At 40.2% G+C, this 16,936-nt stretch carries 15 protein-coding genes; 1 reads left to right on the top strand and 14 read right to left on the bottom strand.

What is annotated here, in order from left to right:
* Positions 1 to 64: 64 nt before the first annotated feature.
* From MMO42_RS01140 to MMO42_RS01085, 12 genes are all read right to left on the bottom strand, one after another.
* Complete coding sequence (locus MMO42_RS01140) at positions 65 to 1,066, bottom strand: 2-dehydropantoate 2-reductase (protein ID WP_241318829.1); 1,002 nt, start codon at positions 1,064 to 1,066, stop codon at positions 65 to 67.
* A 133-nt stretch (positions 1,067 to 1,199) separates the two neighbouring features.
* Complete coding sequence (locus MMO42_RS01135) at positions 1,200 to 1,877, bottom strand: winged helix-turn-helix domain-containing protein (protein ID WP_241318828.1); 678 nt, start codon at positions 1,875 to 1,877, stop codon at positions 1,200 to 1,202.
* 212 nt (positions 1,878 to 2,089) lie between these two features.
* Entirely contained in the window at positions 2,090 to 2,965 is an 876-nt protein-coding gene (gene hchA, locus MMO42_RS01130) for a glyoxalase III HchA (protein WP_241318827.1), read from the bottom strand.
* A gap of 99 nt (positions 2,966 to 3,064) precedes the next feature.
* Positions 3,065 to 4,078, bottom strand: coding sequence for an NAD(P)H-quinone oxidoreductase (locus tag MMO42_RS01125; protein WP_241318826.1), 1,014 nt, complete (start codon positions 4,076 to 4,078; stop codon positions 3,065 to 3,067).
* Between the two features lie 4 nt (positions 4,079 to 4,082).
* Complete coding sequence (locus MMO42_RS01120) at positions 4,083 to 4,961, bottom strand: AraC family transcriptional regulator (RefSeq protein ID WP_241318825.1); 879 nt, start codon at positions 4,959 to 4,961, stop codon at positions 4,083 to 4,085.
* A gap of 108 nt (positions 4,962 to 5,069) precedes the next feature.
* Positions 5,070 to 5,540 carry an immunity 26/phosphotriesterase HocA family protein gene (locus MMO42_RS01115; protein WP_241318824.1) on the bottom strand — a complete coding sequence of 157 codons (471 nt, stop codon included), beginning with the start codon at positions 5,538 to 5,540 and terminating at the stop codon, positions 5,070 to 5,072.
* A 104-nt stretch (positions 5,541 to 5,644) separates the two neighbouring features.
* A complete protein-coding gene (locus MMO42_RS01110) occupies positions 5,645 to 6,337 on the bottom strand; it encodes a GntR family transcriptional regulator (protein ID WP_241318823.1) in 693 nt (230 codons plus the stop codon).
* Between the two features lie 6 nt (positions 6,338 to 6,343).
* Complete coding sequence (gene uca, locus MMO42_RS01105; RefSeq protein WP_241318822.1) at positions 6,344 to 9,949, bottom strand: urea carboxylase; 3,606 nt, start codon at positions 9,947 to 9,949, stop codon at positions 6,344 to 6,346.
* Between the two features lie 15 nt (positions 9,950 to 9,964).
* On the bottom strand, positions 9,965 to 11,791 hold the full coding sequence (gene atzF / locus MMO42_RS01100; protein WP_241318821.1) for an allophanate hydrolase: 1,827 nt from the start codon (positions 11,789 to 11,791) through the stop codon (positions 9,965 to 9,967).
* 249 nt (positions 11,792 to 12,040) lie between these two features.
* The gene (locus MMO42_RS01095; protein WP_241318820.1) at positions 12,041 to 12,397 is read right to left on the bottom strand and encodes a LysR family transcriptional regulator; all 357 of its coding nucleotides are present in this window, start codon (positions 12,395 to 12,397) and stop codon (positions 12,041 to 12,043) included.
* A 55-nt stretch (positions 12,398 to 12,452) separates the two neighbouring features.
* Complete coding sequence (locus MMO42_RS01090) at positions 12,453 to 13,562, bottom strand: S-(hydroxymethyl)glutathione dehydrogenase/class III alcohol dehydrogenase (RefSeq protein ID WP_241319565.1); 1,110 nt, start codon at positions 13,560 to 13,562, stop codon at positions 12,453 to 12,455.
* A 20-nt stretch (positions 13,563 to 13,582) separates the two neighbouring features.
* A complete protein-coding gene (locus MMO42_RS01085) occupies positions 13,583 to 13,858 on the bottom strand; it encodes a metal/formaldehyde-sensitive transcriptional repressor (RefSeq protein ID WP_004653592.1) in 276 nt (91 codons plus the stop codon).
* Positions 13,859 to 14,135: 277 nt separating this feature from the next.
* Here MMO42_RS01085 and MMO42_RS01080 point away from each other — a divergent pair, with 277 nt between their 5' ends.
* Positions 14,136 to 15,659, top strand: a complete 1,524-nt coding sequence (locus MMO42_RS01080; protein WP_241318819.1) for a phospholipase D family protein — start codon at positions 14,136 to 14,138, stop codon at positions 15,657 to 15,659.
* Positions 15,660 to 15,695: 36 nt separating this feature from the next.
* On the opposite strand, the gene MMO42_RS01075 is transcribed toward MMO42_RS01080, so the two are convergent.
* Both MMO42_RS01075 and MMO42_RS01070 read right to left on the bottom strand, forming a co-directional pair.
* Entirely contained in the window at positions 15,696 to 16,319 is a 624-nt protein-coding gene (locus MMO42_RS01075; RefSeq protein ID WP_241318818.1) for a class I SAM-dependent methyltransferase, read from the bottom strand.
* Positions 16,320 to 16,339: 20 nt separating this feature from the next.
* The gene (locus tag MMO42_RS01070) at positions 16,340 to 16,930 is read right to left on the bottom strand and encodes a uracil-DNA glycosylase family protein (protein ID WP_241318817.1); all 591 of its coding nucleotides are present in this window, start codon (positions 16,928 to 16,930) and stop codon (positions 16,340 to 16,342) included.
* Positions 16,931 to 16,936 lie beyond the last annotated feature (6 nt).

Below are 16,936 nucleotides of genomic sequence, written 5' to 3'. Positions count from 1 at the left end.
TCAAATTCACGATCAAAACAGCCTTAGCTTAGTTTCCCCTATGCTAAGGCTTTTCATTTGTCGTTTAAGCTGTTTCCAATATTTTTTTTAACTCTTCCGCAGACCAAGCTTTAGCTGTATTTTCTGCCTGCTTAACCAGCTGGATGAGCTTTGTATTGATTGGCGCCTGTAAATTAAACTGTGCAGCCAAATTAACAATTTCACCATTAATCCAGTCAATTTCTGTTGCCCTGCCTGCCATCAAATCATCAGCCATCGATGACCGTGCCAGTGGATCAATCGCCAACATTTTCTTGCTGAGTAGATTAAAAATAAAATTTGGAAGACTTAATACCTTAGGCAAAACTTGAGCAGGCACCGCAGTAAGTTGTGCAGGTTGAATTTTGGCTAATTTCAGAAGTTGTAAAGCTTCCATCTGTGCCATCGCCAAACATTGACGGTAAGCCCGAATGGAAAGTTGTTGCTTAAGTGGGAGCTGAGACAATGCGTTGACTGAATTGTTGAGATTCAATAATAACTTTGCCCATTGAATCTCTTGCATATTCTGTTCAAGTTTGAACTCAAGTTTTGCGGTGTGAAAGGCCGCCTCGAGTTCAGCAAGGGCTGGATGACTTTTGACATATAAAGCCCCTTCTGTGCCTTGATGAAATGCCCCATTTCCCAAAGCAGCCACATTAAACGGCACCATACCTTCAAGAATTGTATGTCCAGATAACACCAGTTTCAGGATTGCAACATTACTTAAGCCATTCTGGAAACTGATGATGATGCTATCTTTCTTCAGAGTATCTTTTAGTTCATAAGCAACTTGCTCAGTTGCTGCTGATTTCACACAAACAAAAATAAAGTCTGCGTTAGCCGCAATATCTAAATCCTGACTCAGTTGAAGTTTATTCGCAGGAACAGTTTGTCGCATTCCTTTATAGTCAGAAACCGTGAGCCCATATTGTTGAAGTTGTTGTTGTATTTTAGGCCGAACAATGAAATCGACATCATGCCCAGTTGCGGCTAATCGTCCACCTAAATAGCATCCAATACTACCCGCGCCATAAATACATATTTTCATTCTTCATCCCAGATTCGTTACTTTACATCGCTTTATTACTTTAATCAGAATCTTGGTACTGAATTGTCAAATAGCTGACAATTAGTCGATACAACTCATTTAAACTTTGTCTAAAGAGTAAGAAAACTCATGGTTAATGTTTTCTGGCACGTCCTCTGTTCCATTCTTCTAACACATAGCCCATTCCATAAATATTATGAATCAGCTTCGGAAGAAAGTTACGATCAATTTTATTTCTTAAACGACTAACTGCCACTTCCACCGCTTTAGTATCGCTATCATAATTCATATCACAGATCTGGGATGCAATCAGTGCTCTAGGCAAAATTTCCCCACGTCTACTCATAAATAGTTCCATCAATGCGTATTCTTGGGCAGTGAGGTTAATTCTTTGTCCTGAACGGCTCACACAACGTTTCCATAAATCGAGTTCAAGATCTGCAACACTCATCTTGCTGTTTTCATTATTTCGTGGCTCTCTGGCCAATAAACTTTTTATCCGAGCGAGTATTTCTGCAAAAGTAAAAGAAAGACCAAATCCTTTAATACGCTCTCCAATTTGATCACGGGCAATCAAAAATAAAATAGGCATTTTCCTGCCATTTCGTCCCACATCATTCAAGATATTCCAGTCATTTAAACCCGAAAACATCACATCCAATACCACCAAATCATATTCACCCAAGATGAGTGTCAGATGTTTTGCTGTAATTTCATCGGTGACCCAATCGATCACGTAACCTGCTTCTGATAATGTTTGTTTAAGATAACTCCCTGTTTTATGATCATCTTCGACTAGTAATATCTTCATCTTAAACCTACTAAAGCTTTGCTTAAGACGATAATAGCGTCCTGAAACTTGAAATAGTTTCAAATGACATAAATGTAATTTAGCTGTCAGTTAAATGTTACTTTGTAGAAGACCGAGCATAGAAAACACAGTGAAAACTGTACAGTGAGATGACTCAATTCTCATATAAAAAAGCCTAACAGTTCAGTTAGGCTTTTTCTGTTCATTAACATTTAATGGAATTCTGGGTCTGCCAATAACGTTGTAGCGGCGAGCTTACCGAGGTTATTAGATGCCAGTGGACTGTCACCAGTTAATAATTTTCGATCTTGGTGAACCTGACCTGTAATTCCCTTGTTCAAGATTTTAACGCCAAGCTTCTCAAGATTTTCACCAACTAACCATGGCAATTGACCTGGCATATAACCAATCTCAATATTCGGACCTTTGTCCAAAGCATCTGGGAACACACAAATCTGATAATCTTTAAAAATATAATCTTGTGGATTTTCATCAACTGCAGCAGCGAGTAAAGATGCTGGGCCATGACACAAGGTGATCACATATTTATCATTTTCAACTGCCCACTTTAACAGTGCTTTTACTTCTGTACTCTCTGGAATTTTCGCCAGTACACCATGTCCACCTGGAATAAAAATACCGGCATAAGGCGAATCTACACTTAAAGCTTGTTCCAAAATATCAGCCAACTTTAAGGGCGCTTTGAGCTGTTTTTCGTATTTTTTGTAGGTATCTAAGACCACCTGTTCCTCATGTGGCATTGCCCACATTTCCAGTTTAACCGGATTTCCAGAAAGTGTTGCCACATCAAAAGCAAAGCCTGCATTATCCAAATGAAACATCGGCAATAGCATTTCCACAGGATGATTTCCTGTCGAAAAGAATTTTTCGTTTTGCATCAAGATATAACGTTCGTCAGTCGCGATCATTAAAATCTTTTTATCGCCTTTATACGGGTTTGGATAAGTTGTACCATCATAATCTGTCTTTGCAGAGGTATATTGGCTGAGTGAATAGGGTGACGGAAAAAAAGCGTTGTCTTCTGCTAGGTCTGGACTTGGATTGCGATCATCAGGATTTGTCGCCATTTTCAAAATTCCTCATCGTGTTGTTATGTTTAATACATAGTGCTTAACTGTCCTGTCCCACTCAAGTATTGAGTATGAACAGGCATGCAATGAATACAATTAGGCAAATTCAGATTTAATTTCGAGTACCACTTTGCCCGTATGTTGGCTGCTTTCTAAACATTGATGTGCCTGAGCAACATCTTCAAAAGCGAAAGTTTTATAGATCATCGGCTTACATTGGTCTGCTTCAATCAACGGCCAGACAAACTGTTCAAGCTCTTGGGTAATTTTAGCTTTTTCATCATTGGTTCTTGCTCGCATGGTTGAGCCAGTGACCACAGCACGTTTTAACATCAACTCCTGTATATCAAAGCCATCGACTTTTCGACCACCCATGAAACCGATAATCACCAAACGTCCATCGCGCTTTAACAGCCTCAAGTTTTGGTTGAAGTAAGCTGCACCAATAATATCCAAGATCACATCAACACCTTGACCATCAGTTTGAGCCAAAATTTCTTTTTCAAAATCCTGCGTTTTGTAGTTAATCACCTGTGATACAGAGGCTAATTTTTCAACTTTGTCATCACTCCCAACCGTAGAGAAGTTTTTAATGCCCATCGCATGACATAAACTAATCGCGGTTGAACCAATGCCGCTTGCGCCGCCATGAATCAGCACGGTTTCATTCTTATTTAATTGTCCAATCTGAAACAGATTCGCCCAAACAGTAAAATAGGTTTCAGGAATGGCCGCCGCCTCAATAAAACTCAGATTTTTCGGAATGTTTAACGTTTGGTTTGCTGGAACCGCACAATACTCAGCGTATCCACCACCATTAGTGAGTGCACAGACTTTATCTCCGACTTTAAATTTGCTGACCTGAGTACCCACTTGTACCACCACACCTGATACCTCAAGTCCAGGAACCAATGTGACCCCTTTGGGCATGGGATAAAGTCCTTGGCGTTGTAAAATGTCAGGTCTGTTGATCCCTGTTGCATAGACTTCAATGAGTACTTCGTCTTCTTTTATCTCTGGTCGAGGCCCTTGAGCCACTCGTAAAACTTCGGGACCGCCAGCTTGTGTAATTTCGATATATTTCATTTGTTCTACGCTATTTTGATTCATCTGATCATGACTCCGTTTCAGTATTAAATTCAGCATGTTTCGGTGGAAAACCAAATTGCTTTTTAAATTCTCGGCTAAATTGAGAAGAGCTCTGATATCCAACAGCATAAGCTGCTTGAGCCACACTTTGGTCTGCGTTTTGCAACAATTGTTTTGCCTTATGCAACCGAACCACTTTTAGATATTGCAAAGGAGAATGTTGTGTGACTTGTTTAAAGGCTTTATGGAATGCAGATGTACTCATATTGGCTTGATCTGCCAGCATTTCAATTGTGAGTTTTTCAGTAAAATGATGCTGAATATATTCACAAATTTTATAAATAGGCCTGAGATTGCCTTGAGCAACCAAGCCTTTTAAAGCATCTGCACCTGAATGTTGAATCACCCGATACAGCAGTTCTCGTTTGATTTGATCACCCAAAATCAGTACATCTTGTTCAGAAGTTAGCGTATTCAATAAACGGATCAATACACTGGATATGGTTTGATCATATTGGATCACGCACATACCAGTAGTGAGTGGCTTGAATTGGTAATTCTCGAAATAGGTTTTTGCCAGTAACTCATTCACTGTATCAGCTTCCAGTTTCATGCTAATTGCAATCATTGGTGCTTCAGGGGTAGCAATAGTGTCACAATCAAATGGCATTGAAACCGATACAATCAGACATTCAGCTTGTTGAAAGGAATAGGTTTCTGTACCGATATAACCACGCTTTTGGCCTTGCAATACAAACACTAAGGTGGGTTCCTGCAATACCGCGATCGGTGGTGTATTATGATCAACGCGCATCAAAGTAATGCCATCAATGGCTGTAGCAAAAAAGCCTTCTTTGGGGATGAGTTTTAGAAATAAGTTGATGAGTATCTGGTCATTTATCATGTGCCATCTGATGATTGGAAATGTGAGTTTTATTATTAAATAGCAAAGAGATAAAAGCTGTTAGTTTTATGCAGAATTAGGCATGGAATAAAGAGTTTTAAGAATTACCTATAACTTAGGTTTTAAACTTTCAACCCATTTATTAGCATTACCCTCAAAAAAATCCTTTAATCTATCCTCAATATGTTCAGGTTCCCAAACGGCCGCTCTTTCTAAGCTTTTGCACTCATCATAGCCCGCACTAATCTCAAGACTGGTTCTTGAATCATAGATAGTGAACTCCTTAGTAAACATATCTTGTTTAAAGAATAAAGGAAAACTTATAAGATTCGAATCTAAGTTACGATTGCCTATAATTTCCCATCTATTAGACGTAATTGCATGTTTCATTACCCAAACTTTAAATAAAACATTTTTTTCAATAATTTGATCAATATCTAATAAAGGCTGAGATGTATTTAAATTATAGAAAGCGAATAAAGGGTTAGCTAAAACTCGACCATAGCAGAAAGAATTATTTGAAAGTTTTATGAGCGCAATATCTCCTTCCTTTCTTTTAATACGTTTATTTATTGCCATAAATTCTTACCTTACAAAATTAAATAACATATTGTTTTTTAATTTAAATCTAAACTAAAATTTATACAGTTAAATACTATCAATGACTATACCTAATATTTGGACTAATAAAACTGACTCGAATCCAACATCTGTAAGGTAATTTTTTTCACTTCATCACGACTTTGCATGATATGCGCTTCAATTGCATTGATCGCTTGTTCAGTTTGTCTCTCAAAAATAAAACCTAAGATTTTTTGATGTTCCTGATACGTCGCTTCCACTCGATAATCTTTAGAAAAATCCAAACGGCGAATAATACGAATCCGCTCACTCAAGTCTCGATGAATCCTTGCCATTTCATTATTACCAGAAGCACGGACCAAAGCACAATGAAAATCCTCATCTTGCTGAGAAAGTTGTTTAATATCCTTTAAATATTCATCAGGCTCGACCAGCCACAGATCTTTTAATACAGACAGTTCAACTGAGTTGTGATGATCAATCTGACAGAGTTTACGAATGGAGTCCTTTTCTAAAACAATACGCACATCGTAAAGTTCTTCATAATAACGAAAATTAAGCGGTCGAATCTGCCAACCGCTCCGAAAGCTCACATCAACATAGCCCTCTTGTTGCAAACGATACAAGGCTTGTCGGATTGGGGTACGACTCACCTCATAGGCTTTAGCAACTTCAGACTCAGTGAAGCGTTCACCAGGCATCAATTTGAAATCAAAAATGTCATTCTTGATGCGTTGGTAAACCAGCTCAGACAAGTTGTCTGAGCTTTTTGTTGTTATTTTTGCTTCTTTCATTCAACCCTATTCCATATATACCAATGGCTCACCACTGTGTACGGTTTGCCCCGCTCTGCAAATAATGGCTTTAACAATGCCATCTTCTTCTGCATAAACAGGTAACTCCATTTTCATTGCTTCAATAATAGCAACAGTTTCACCTTTTTTGATCTCTTGTCCATGTTCAACAAATATCTTCCAGATATTTCCTGTCATTGAAGCATTTAAAGAAGAAAGATGGCTGTAATCGACCTGACTGGCTTGTTCCACATGCTGTTCTGGTTGTACTGCAAATTCTTCTTTCCAACGACTCACTTCCGTACCGAAAGCCTGTTGTTGTTTCTGTTTAAATGCTGCGATGCTTTCCGCTTCATTTTCCAAGAACTGTACATAGTCTGCATAGTCAAACTCAGTTTCTTCAATCTGGATCTGGGCACGACCATTTTCGAAATCTGCGCGCCATTCATTCAGTTCAGCTTCAGTCACAGGGAAATATTTAATCTGATCAAAGAATTGCAAGAACCATTGTTTATCACCAAATTGCTTGTTCTTTTTAAACTTGTTCCAAATCGGCAGCGTCCGCCCAACCAGCTGATAACCACCGGGTGAATCCATGCCATAAATACACATGTACATACCACCAATACCCACTGTGCCTTCCGCAGTAAAGGTACGTGCTGGATTGTACTTAGAACTGAGTAAACGATGACGTGGGTCAATCGGTACAGCACATGGTGCTGTTAGATACACATCTCCTAGCCCTAATACTAAATAATTGGCATCGACAATAATGTCTTTCACTTCATTTCGATGCGCTAGACCATTAATCCGTTGAATAAAATCGACGTTATTTGGTAACCACGGTGCTTTAGCACAGACACTTTCTTGATAGCGCTCCACTGCACCTAAAGTCGCACTGTCCTCAAACGCCATTGGTAAATGTACGATACGCGATGGAATTTTCAGCTGACTTAAATCACCCATCTGATCTTCTAGTTTCAGCAATTGCTTAATCAGTTCAGCTTGAGGAATAACCAGACCATCATATTTAATTTGTAGTGAACGCACTCCTGGTGACAGTTCCAAAACGCCTGCAAGATTGGCACTGCGAATCATCTGAATGAGTTGATGCACACGTAAACGTAGTGCCAAATCCAAAACGTTTTCACCGTACTCTAATAAGATATAGCTATCACCTGCTTGGCGATACAGTGTTTTAGGTGATAATTCAGTTTCTTCACGTTGTGCCAGAATTGTGGTGAATACCTCTTGAGCAGGCTCAATGGTTTCAACAACCTTAGCAGCAGCTGCAAAGTTTTGGATATTTTCAATTTGCTTACGTTCTAATTCGTTGGCTTGTTCAACTGTAATTGGATAAAAACGGATTTTGTCATCGGCTTTAAGTTGTCCCACTTTCCATAGTTCTGCTTTGGCAATGGTGACTGGACATACGAAGCCGCCAAGACTTGGACCATCTTTTGCCAAAATCACAGGGAAATCACCAGTAAAGTTGATGGCACCAATCGCATATTCACAGTCATGTACATTGGAAGGATGTAAACCCGCTTCTCCGCCATTTTCACGTGCCCAGCTTGGTGTAGGTCCTGAAAGTCTGACGCCTAAACGATTTGAATTAAAATGTACGGTCCATTCAGAAGCAAAGAACTCTTCTACATATTCGGGTTTAAAGAAATCAGGTGCGCCATGTGGTCCATACAGCACAGCAATTTCCCATTCATTGCTGTATTCAGGAATTAAATCTGTCGATAAGGCTTGCGGTATCTCGGTTGCCAATGGTAATTCGGCATTTGTTAAGCTTGAATCCACCATTTTGATCATATCGCCGACACGCAAAGTACGTCCTGCATGACCACCAAAATTACCTAAAGCAAAGGTTGAGCGACTACCTAAATATAGGGGTACATCCAGCCCATCACGTACCGCCAAATAGGTACGGCAGCCTGAAGCCACTTGCCCTATTTTTAAGGTTTGACCCGCTTTGACTTTAATCGGCTGCCAAAATGCAATCAACTGATCATCCAATACCGCAGTACAGCTTGCACCCGTCAGTGCAATTGTCGTTTCCGTATGAAACTTTAATGTTGGCCCGACCAAAGTAAACTCAAAACCTGCGGCTTTGGTATTATTACCGACAATACGATTGGCCAGTTGGAATGCATAATCATCCATTGGACCAGATGGCGGTACCCCGATATCCCAATAGCCTGTTCGTCCAGGATAGTCTTGAATTGAACTGAGTGTGCCTGCTTGGATCACTTCAATGACTTTAGGTGAGTAGTTAAAATCATCGAGCATGCGTGTCCAGATTTGCATAGATTCGAAACGCTGATCTGAAACAATGGCGCGTGCATAATCTAGATTGGTACTGATTCCATTTAAACGGGTTTCAGCCAAAACCACTTTTAATTTTTCAATTGCTGCAGCTCGATCTTCGGCATGGACAATGATTTTGGCAATCATCGGATCAAAATATTGAGAAATTTCAGTCCCTGTTTTGACCCAAGTATCCACACGAATGCCTTCTGGAAAAGACACTTCAGTCAATACACCGGGACTTGGTTGGAAGTTTTTCACAGGATCTTCGGCATAGACACGGACTTCAATAGCCGCACCTTTGGGTTGGATATTGCTTAAATAGTCCCAGTCCAATACATCGCCAGCTGCAACTTTGAGCATACATTCAATCAAGTCGAGTCCAGTGACCATTTCAGTGACAGGATGTTCCACTTGTAAACGGGTGTTTACTTCAAGGAAATAAAATTCATCTCGCTGCGCATCATAAATAAACTCAACCGTGCCAGCACTGCGATAATTGACAGAACGACCCAATTCAACCGCTGCTTGATGCAACTTTTGACGGGTAGCTTCAGGTAAATTGGCCGCTGGCGTTTCTTCTACAACTTTCTGGTTACGACGTTGCAATGAACAATCACGTTCACCAAACGCCACCACTTGACCTTTGCCATCACCAAAAATTTGTACTTCGACATGACGTGCTTTATCAATAAAGCATTCAATAAAAACACCCGCATCTTTAAAGAACTGTTCACCTAAGCGTTTTACGCTTTCATAAGCATCCGTCAATCCTTGTGGAGTATCACAACGGGTTAAGCCAATCCCACCGCCACCTGCGGTGCTTTTCAGCATAATTGGATAACCAATTCGTTCAGCAGCCGTCAACGCTTCTTCTAAGCTATCTAATAATCCAGTACCCGGTGTCATCGGCACCTTGGCAGCTGCGGCCAATTCACGCGCTCGATGTTTTAAGCCAAATTCCAAAATCTGCTCTGCCGTTGGGCCCATAAAGGCAATATTATTTTCTTCACAAGCACGAGAGAAATCGGCACTTTCAGACAGAAAGCCATAGCCTGGAAAAATCGCCTCTGCGCCTGTTCGTTTAGCCGCACTAATCAATTTCTCTATACTCAAATAAGTATCGGCAGGCTTGACCCCATCCAGCGCAATCGCGACGTCAGCATCCTGCACATGTTGCGCATAACGGTCACTATCGGAATAAACAGCAACGCTGGTAATCCCTAATTTTTTCAGTGTTCGAATTGCTCGGACAGCAATTTCACCACGGTTTGCAATAAGAACTGTTTTAAACATGATGATTTCCCCCAATTAATTCGCTGTGTTTGCCGCTTGACTGTTACGATGCTGGATATAGGCTCTCCATCCGCCAAAATGGCTAATATTCTCTGCATCGCCTAAACCATAAGGTTCACAAATAAAACCTTTGACCCAACGACCATCTTCAAGTTCGACATTGCCCATGCCTAATGGTGTTGGAATTTCTGCGACAAACTCTCCAAATCGCGCCGTTGGTACATCCCAAAGCTCCACAATGATGCTTTGACCGTCTTGTTGGCGGGCCAAGCCTGGCTTAGGTGGCACAGTGCCGTTTAAGGCATAAAGTGAGTAATCTTTCGAAGTTTTGGTGGTTTCAACATGCACCGCACCGCGTGTCGTGAGCTGAAAATTGAGTGGCATACCTGTCAAATGTGCGCCCACCACAGCCACACGGATATGATGAGGAGACACCAAAGTTGGTAGGTTTGAAGCTAAGGTCTTGTCTAAAGCACCCAATTTCAGTGCTAAATAGTTTTGCCAAGCCTTACCAAAATGGACTAAAGCGGCATCGTGCCATGCGGGTGCAATTAAACTGATGCCGAAAGGTAAATTATCTGCTCTAAAGCCTGCTGGTAATGCCAGTGCGCTTAAATCGGCAAGATTGGTAAAGTTGGTATAAATGCCAAATCGAGCGTTATATTCAATCGGATGTTGTTGAATCTGCTCAATGGTATAAATCGTTGGTGCAGTTGGAACAATCAATGCATCAAATCCAGCCAGACTTTCTTGGATTTTCCGGGCCAAATCTAGTCTCAAATATTCGGCATTGTAGGCATCTACCGCAGAATATTTTTCGCCTTGCTGTACAATCTGCAAAACGGTTGGATCAAAATCCTCGGCATTGCTTTTCAGTAAATTAGCAACCGACGCAGTACGCTCCGCAACCCAAGACCCTTGATATAACTGTGCTGCAAGTTGCTCAAAGGCAGAGAAATCAATCGCAGTAATTTCTGCATTTAAACTTTCAAGTAATTGAATGGTTTGTTGGAAGGCTTTCTCTGCTTGTTCATCGCCAAAGAAATTTAATTGTTTCGGAATGGCAAATTTCAATTTACTCGAGAACCGAGCAGGTACATTTTTTGGATGCGGACGTGAATAACTATCCAGTGCATCAAATGCTTCAATTTGATTGGCAACCAGCTCTGCATCTACCACAGTCAATGCAAATATAGAAATACAATCAATGCTTTTAACTGCGGGTAATAGTCCTCGATTTGAAAAGCGACCTTTGGTTGGTTTTAAGCCCACAATATTATTGAACGCGGCTGGCACACGCCCTGATCCAGCAGTATCTGTACCTAGAGAAAATGGAACTAAGCCTCTTGCTACGACACTGGCAGAACCCGAACTTGAACCACCACTAACATATTCAGGTTTAAAGCTATTCGGTACTGCACCAAAGGGTGAACGTGTCCCAACCAAGCCTGTTGCAAATTGGTCAAGGTTAGTTTTGCCAATCACAATTGCACCTGCTTGTTTAAGCAAACGTACTGTTTCGGCATCTTGATCTGCAATCGTTGTTAAAGCTTTACAGCCCGCAGTAGTGGCAAAGCCCGCAACATCTATATTGTCTTTCACTGCAAATGGGACACCATAAAGCGGAAATTGCTTTTGCAGGTTGTCGCTATCTTGGGTTAATTGCTTTAACGCTTGAATTTGCTGTTCAAGCAACTTGATGCTGGCAAGAGATATCCAGGCTACATCCTTTGGATCAAGTGCGATAATTAATTCTTTTAAAATATCGAGTTGAATTTCTTGCTTTAAATACGCCGTTTGCCATTCAGAAATTGTCCAGCCTAAAGTTTTTAGTTCGCTCACTTTATGAATCCTATCTTGTATACAAGTTTGAATAGGTAAATGCAGAAAGTGTGCCAATAAATTTTTTACCAAATAAATTAATTACTTAATCTATTTAATAGAATATAGTCTCAGGAGAATGGTTTAGTTGTGGTGCTAAAAAATCTTGTGCGAATTGATATGCGCTATAAATCAGCAGTTTTTTAGGGAGCAAGAAAAGATCAGCGCAAATGTGGGGCGATTCTTGGTAAATTGTTTATTGTTATAAAATTATTTATTTACTTTCAGGTAATTCGCGATATCTTCAAATTCAGCAGCAACAGAATGTATCGCCTGTTGTTCCATCATTCTAAACTTTCTTAAAATGACTTGCCCCAATTCAGTCACGATTGCACCACCACCATGCGTTCCTCCTGTTTGGGTTTCAACAAGGTGAGAATGAAAGCATTGATTCATGGTATCGACCAACTGCCACGCACGTCGATAACTCATATCCATGGATTTGGCTGCTTGAGAAATTGAGCCTGTACGCTGGATGGCTTCGAGTAATTCTGCTTTGCCAGGGCCAAAGGCAATCTGTTCATCAGACAAGATACGAAGGTGTAATTTTAAACGCGGCTTTGACATTTCGGATTACCAAGATTTGATGATGTATCACACCATCAAATCTTATCATTGAAATTTAGAAATGAATCACAGTACGAATTGACTTACCTTCATGCATTAAATCAAAGGCGTCATTAATATTGTCCAAAGGCATCGTATGCGTTACGAATGGCTCAAGCTGAATCTCACCTTTCATTGCATCTTCAACCATTTTAGGCAGTTGTGAACGACCTTTTACCCCACCAAAAGCAGTTCCCATCCATTTACGTCCTGTCACCAACTGGAATGGACGCGTTGAGATTTCCTGACCTGCGCCTGCAACGCCAATAATCACCGATTGTCCCCAACCACGGTGTGCACATTCAAGTGCAGAACGCATGACATTGGTATTGCCGATACATTCAAAAGAATGATCAACACCCCAACCAGTCATCTCCACGATCACTTGCTGAATTGGCTGTTCATAATCTTTTGGATTGAGGCAATCTGTTGCACCAAACTGTTTTGCCAACTCAAATTTATCTGGATTGGTATCAACTACGATAATCCGTCCAGCTTTGGCCTGACGCGCACCTTGTACCACAGCAAGACCAATACCGCCTAAGCCAAATACAGCAACACTATCGCCTTCCTGCACTTTAGCAGTGTTATGAACAGCACCAATGCCTGTGGTCACACCACAACCCAATAAACAGACTTGTTCATGATTGGCTTCTGGATTGATTTTTGCCAAAGACACTTCAGCAACCACTGTATATTCACTAAAAGTTGAACACCCCATATAGTGATAAATCGGTTGGCCGTTATAAGAAAAACGAGTGGTGCCATCTGGCATCACGCCTTTACCTTGAGTGGCACGCACGGCAACACAGAGATTGGTCTTTCCTGATTTACAGAATAGACATTCTTTGCATTCAGCAGTATAGAGTGGAATCACATGATCACCCACTGCAACGCTGGTGACCCCTTCGCCCACCTGGACCACAACCCCAGCACCTTCGTGGCCGAGTACTGCTGGAAAGACTCCCTCAGGATCATCACCCGATAGTGTGAAAGCATCGGTATGGCATACCCCTGTATGGGTAATTTTAATGAGGACTTCACCTGCTTTAGGTGGCTCGACATCAAGTTCTACGATTTGTAATGGTTCACCTGCGGCGAAAGCGACGGCTGCACGAGATCTAATCACAATGACACTCCTGAATTTTACTTTAAATAAGATTTAAGAATTTTACTGACTTGAATAAGCTCTTGACTGCGTTGCAACTCAGAAGATTCACCGACAACTAAAGTATCTTTTAAATGAATCTCGAGTAGTTCAGTCATCAAACCATTTAATGCACCGCGAACTGCACAGATTTGCTGCAAGATATCAGCGCATTCTGTGTCATTTTCCAAAGCACGTTCAACACTCTGGACTTGACCCTGAATTCGCCTTACACGCGTGAGAATCTTTTTTTTATCCTCTAATTGTTTAGGCATAATGTCGACCACATTAAATCCAAAAATATACTATACACCAGTATAGTAATTTAACTCAATATTTATTGATCCACAGATGATAATGTTGCATTCATTCAAATTTATTTATATCGAAAAAAATAATGAAAGTTATAACCAGTTGATTCTGTTTACAATTACATTTAACCCTTGGAAAGAAAAATCATTTAGATATATAAGAAAATCAACCACCTATAAATTACTGTTGGATTCACGCTTGACCAATAAAATGATAAACAATTCATACCATTTCAAGATAATGACCGTGGTTATTATATTAGCAATCAGTGGCTGCGCTTTGCCGCCCAATCAAAATCATGATCGGAGTAATTCCTTGCAAACTAAAACAAAGTGGATGAACGACCCACAAGCCGATCTCAATATTGAAAATGGTCTAACTGCATTTTTAGCTTTAGATGATGCTTTTTTAAGTATTTCATCGCGTACCCATTTAATTCGAAATGCCAAACACCATCTTGATTTGCAATATTATATTTGGAATGACGATGCTATCGGCAACATGATGCTGAATGAGTTGTTAAAAGCCGCTGATCGTGGGGTAAAAATCCGTTTATTGATTGACGATCAAAATGGCGTACAACTCGATAAAATCTTAAAAGCCCTCTCTCAGCATCCCAATTTTGAAATTCGTATTTTTAATCCCTATAAATTTAGACACTTAAGAGTAATTGACTATGTGTTTAGATTAAAACAGATTAATCATCGCATGCACAATAAACTGACCATTGCTGATGCATCAATTGCCGTCACGGGTGGCAGAAATATTAGCAGTGAATATTTTGAAGCCAGTGATCAATTCCAGTTTAGCGATATGGATATTGTATTTTATGGCAAAGCGGTTGATCACGCGGAACAAGTCTTTAATGAATTTTGGAATAGCGAACTGAGTTATTCAACTGAACAGTTGATTGGAACAGGTCAACCTCAACAGCTTGAAAGCTTAAGACAGACTTATAAAGCCATAGACAAAATTGATACGCCAACAGAAGAAAAACTTGAAACAGCACAGGATTATTTAAAATTACGTTTGCAGAACTACCCGATCCAATGGGCAAAAGCACATTTTGTTGCTGATCCACCGAATAAAGTACTCGGACAAGCCAAACAAGACGATCTCTTATTCTGGCAAGTGAAGCGGCTCAAGGGTAAACCAGAAAAACATATGGAATTGGTTTCTGCTTATTTTGTGCCAACGCAACAAGGGACTGACTATCTCAGTAAATTATCTAAAGATGGTGTCAAAGTTCGCGTTCTGACCAATAGCCTAGTTGCCAATGATGTCGCTTTGGTTCACTCATTTTATAGTCTGTACCGTAAACCACTCTTGCAAAACGGTGTACAACTTTATGAGTTCAAACCAAATATTGAAAGAAAAAATCGCTTTTGGTATGAAATCGCAACAGGAAGTGTGATTCCTGCCAAAGGGAAAAATCGTTCGAGCTTACATGCCAAATTCTTCGACACGGATGGCAAAGTATTTATTGGTTCGTTCAATTTCGACCCTCGCTCTGCACACTTAAATACAGAAGTCGGTCTAGTGGTGGAATCAGATCAATTGCAGGATCAAATTACGGCCATGCTGGATCAGCGTTTACTTCAAGTTGCGTATAAACTCAAACTTGATGAAAAAGGCAATATTGTCTGGTATGAACATAAAGCAAACGGTGAGATTGTGGAGCATCACCATGATCCTGAAAGTACCAAATTTCAGCGATTCACCATGAAACTTGTGTCCTATCTTCCTATTGAATGGATGATGTAAGTGTATAGCGAGTTGAGATAGACTCGCTATATTGATTCAAATTACATTCATTTCAAATAAGCATAGCCCTTGTATTTCTAAGGGTATCTTAATCTGCTTAAAAGCTGCTTGTTGTAACGCTTGCAAATGTTCTTGTTTGTTCATATAGAGCTGATCATTTTGCATCGCATGTGGTGCACACAGATGGTCACAGACTAAATAGCAGCCATTTGGCTTTAATAAACTTCGTATCGTTTTATGAAACTCTATTGCATATCTTTTATGGCGTAACTCATGTAGCGCCTGATGGATGATAATAAAGTCATATTTCTGTGATAAGGTATTTTGCCAATGAGCATCTTTAAAACTCCCAACAACATATGTTGCTCGTGTTTTTTCTGATGCATGTAGTTTTTCTTGCGCCAATTGATGCATTACTGCCGAAAAATCAAAAGCGGTATATTCAATATTAGGTAATTGTGAAAGTAAATGTTGAGTTAAAAATCCTGGTCCAGAACCCAGCTCCAATATTTGACATTGATCAGAGCTACGCGGTCGAATAAGATCAACATAATAATCAAAAAAATCCTTCCGCCACGGACGTTTTACATTCGCTGTTTCCTGCCATTCCAAGGCATCCTTGAGATTTCTTAAATCAATTGGACTCTCGACATCGTTCATGTACTTTCCTCTTTTGATCCTTACACCAAGCCAATTTGTTCAAAAAATTGTTGATAGGCTTCTGCTTTCTTTTCCAGTGCTAACGGATAGGCACGCGATGATGATGGTAAGCGATATAAATTCAGCGCTCGATCAGGATAATTGACCTGTACAGATTGACCAATCATTGGCTTGACGATCTGATCGGGGAAATTTTGCATCAGCGTATCTGTCGCTTTATCACCCGTGGTCATAATGGTGTGGCACAACGGAATTTGCTCAAGTAGTTTTGATAAATCCGTCGGTGTGACAATCTCTAAAAATTTATCTGATGCATTGCCTTGTAAGCGCTTCACTTGATAGGCCGTATCAAAGATACCAATGCCTATTTGAGTTAAAAACTCACGGATATGTTGTTCTTTAAAGTTTTTATTGGGCAAATCTAAAAAATGCTCTTTATCTTTAAAGAAAATTAGACCAAAAATTCGCCACATGTCATTTTGATAATTCGGATAGTAAAAATCCATCTTCCAGCGGCTTTGTGGCGGTGGAAAACTACCGAGCATCAGCAGCTTTGCAGTCGTTGGTAAAAAAGGTTGTAATGGATGTGTTTCTATTTCTATATCAGTCATTTATAC

This window comes from Acinetobacter sp. ANC 3882, from assembly GCF_022549545.1.
GTDB lineage: Bacteria > Pseudomonadota > Gammaproteobacteria > Pseudomonadales > Moraxellaceae > Acinetobacter.
Note: the sequence above shows the minus strand (reverse complement) of the source record. Positions and strands in the feature narration are given on the sequence as shown.

What these genes read in the sequence shown, in the direction of transcription:
- MMO42_RS01080 (WP_241318819.1), top strand. Translation starts at nt 14,136, where the DNA reads ATGACCGTGGTTATTATATTAGCAATCAGTGGCTGCGCTTTGCCGCCC.
- MMO42_RS01140 (WP_241318829.1), bottom strand. Translation starts at nt 1,066, where the DNA reads ATGAAAATATGTATTTATGGCGCGGGTAGTATTGGATGCTATTTAGGT.
- MMO42_RS01125 (WP_241318826.1), bottom strand. Translation starts at nt 4,078, where the DNA reads ATGAATCAAAATAGCGTAGAACAAATGAAATATATCGAAATTACACAA.
- MMO42_RS01135 (WP_241318828.1), bottom strand. Translation starts at nt 1,877, where the DNA reads ATGAAGATATTACTAGTCGAAGATGATCATAAAACAGGGAGTTATCTT.
- uca (WP_241318822.1), bottom strand. Translation starts at nt 9,949, where the DNA reads ATGTTTAAAACAGTTCTTATTGCAAACCGTGGTGAAATTGCTGTCCGA.
- MMO42_RS01085 (WP_004653592.1), bottom strand. Translation starts at nt 13,858, where the DNA reads ATGCCTAAACAATTAGAGGATAAAAAAAAGATTCTCACGCGTGTAAGG.
- MMO42_RS01070 (WP_241318817.1), bottom strand. Translation starts at nt 16,930, where the DNA reads ATGACTGATATAGAAATAGAAACACATCCATTACAACCTTTTTTACCA.
- MMO42_RS01095 (WP_241318820.1), bottom strand. Translation starts at nt 12,397, where the DNA reads ATGTCAAAGCCGCGTTTAAAATTACACCTTCGTATCTTGTCTGATGAA.
- MMO42_RS01115 (WP_241318824.1), bottom strand. Translation starts at nt 5,540, where the DNA reads ATGGCAATAAATAAACGTATTAAAAGAAAGGAAGGAGATATTGCGCTC.
- MMO42_RS01075 (WP_241318818.1), bottom strand. Translation starts at nt 16,319, where the DNA reads ATGAACGATGTCGAGAGTCCAATTGATTTAAGAAATCTCAAGGATGCC.
- MMO42_RS01110 (WP_241318823.1), bottom strand. Translation starts at nt 6,337, where the DNA reads ATGAAAGAAGCAAAAATAACAACAAAAAGCTCAGACAACTTGTCTGAG.
- hchA (WP_241318827.1), bottom strand. Translation starts at nt 2,965, where the DNA reads ATGGCGACAAATCCTGATGATCGCAATCCAAGTCCAGACCTAGCAGAA.
- MMO42_RS01120 (WP_241318825.1), bottom strand. Translation starts at nt 4,961, where the DNA reads ATGATAAATGACCAGATACTCATCAACTTATTTCTAAAACTCATCCCC.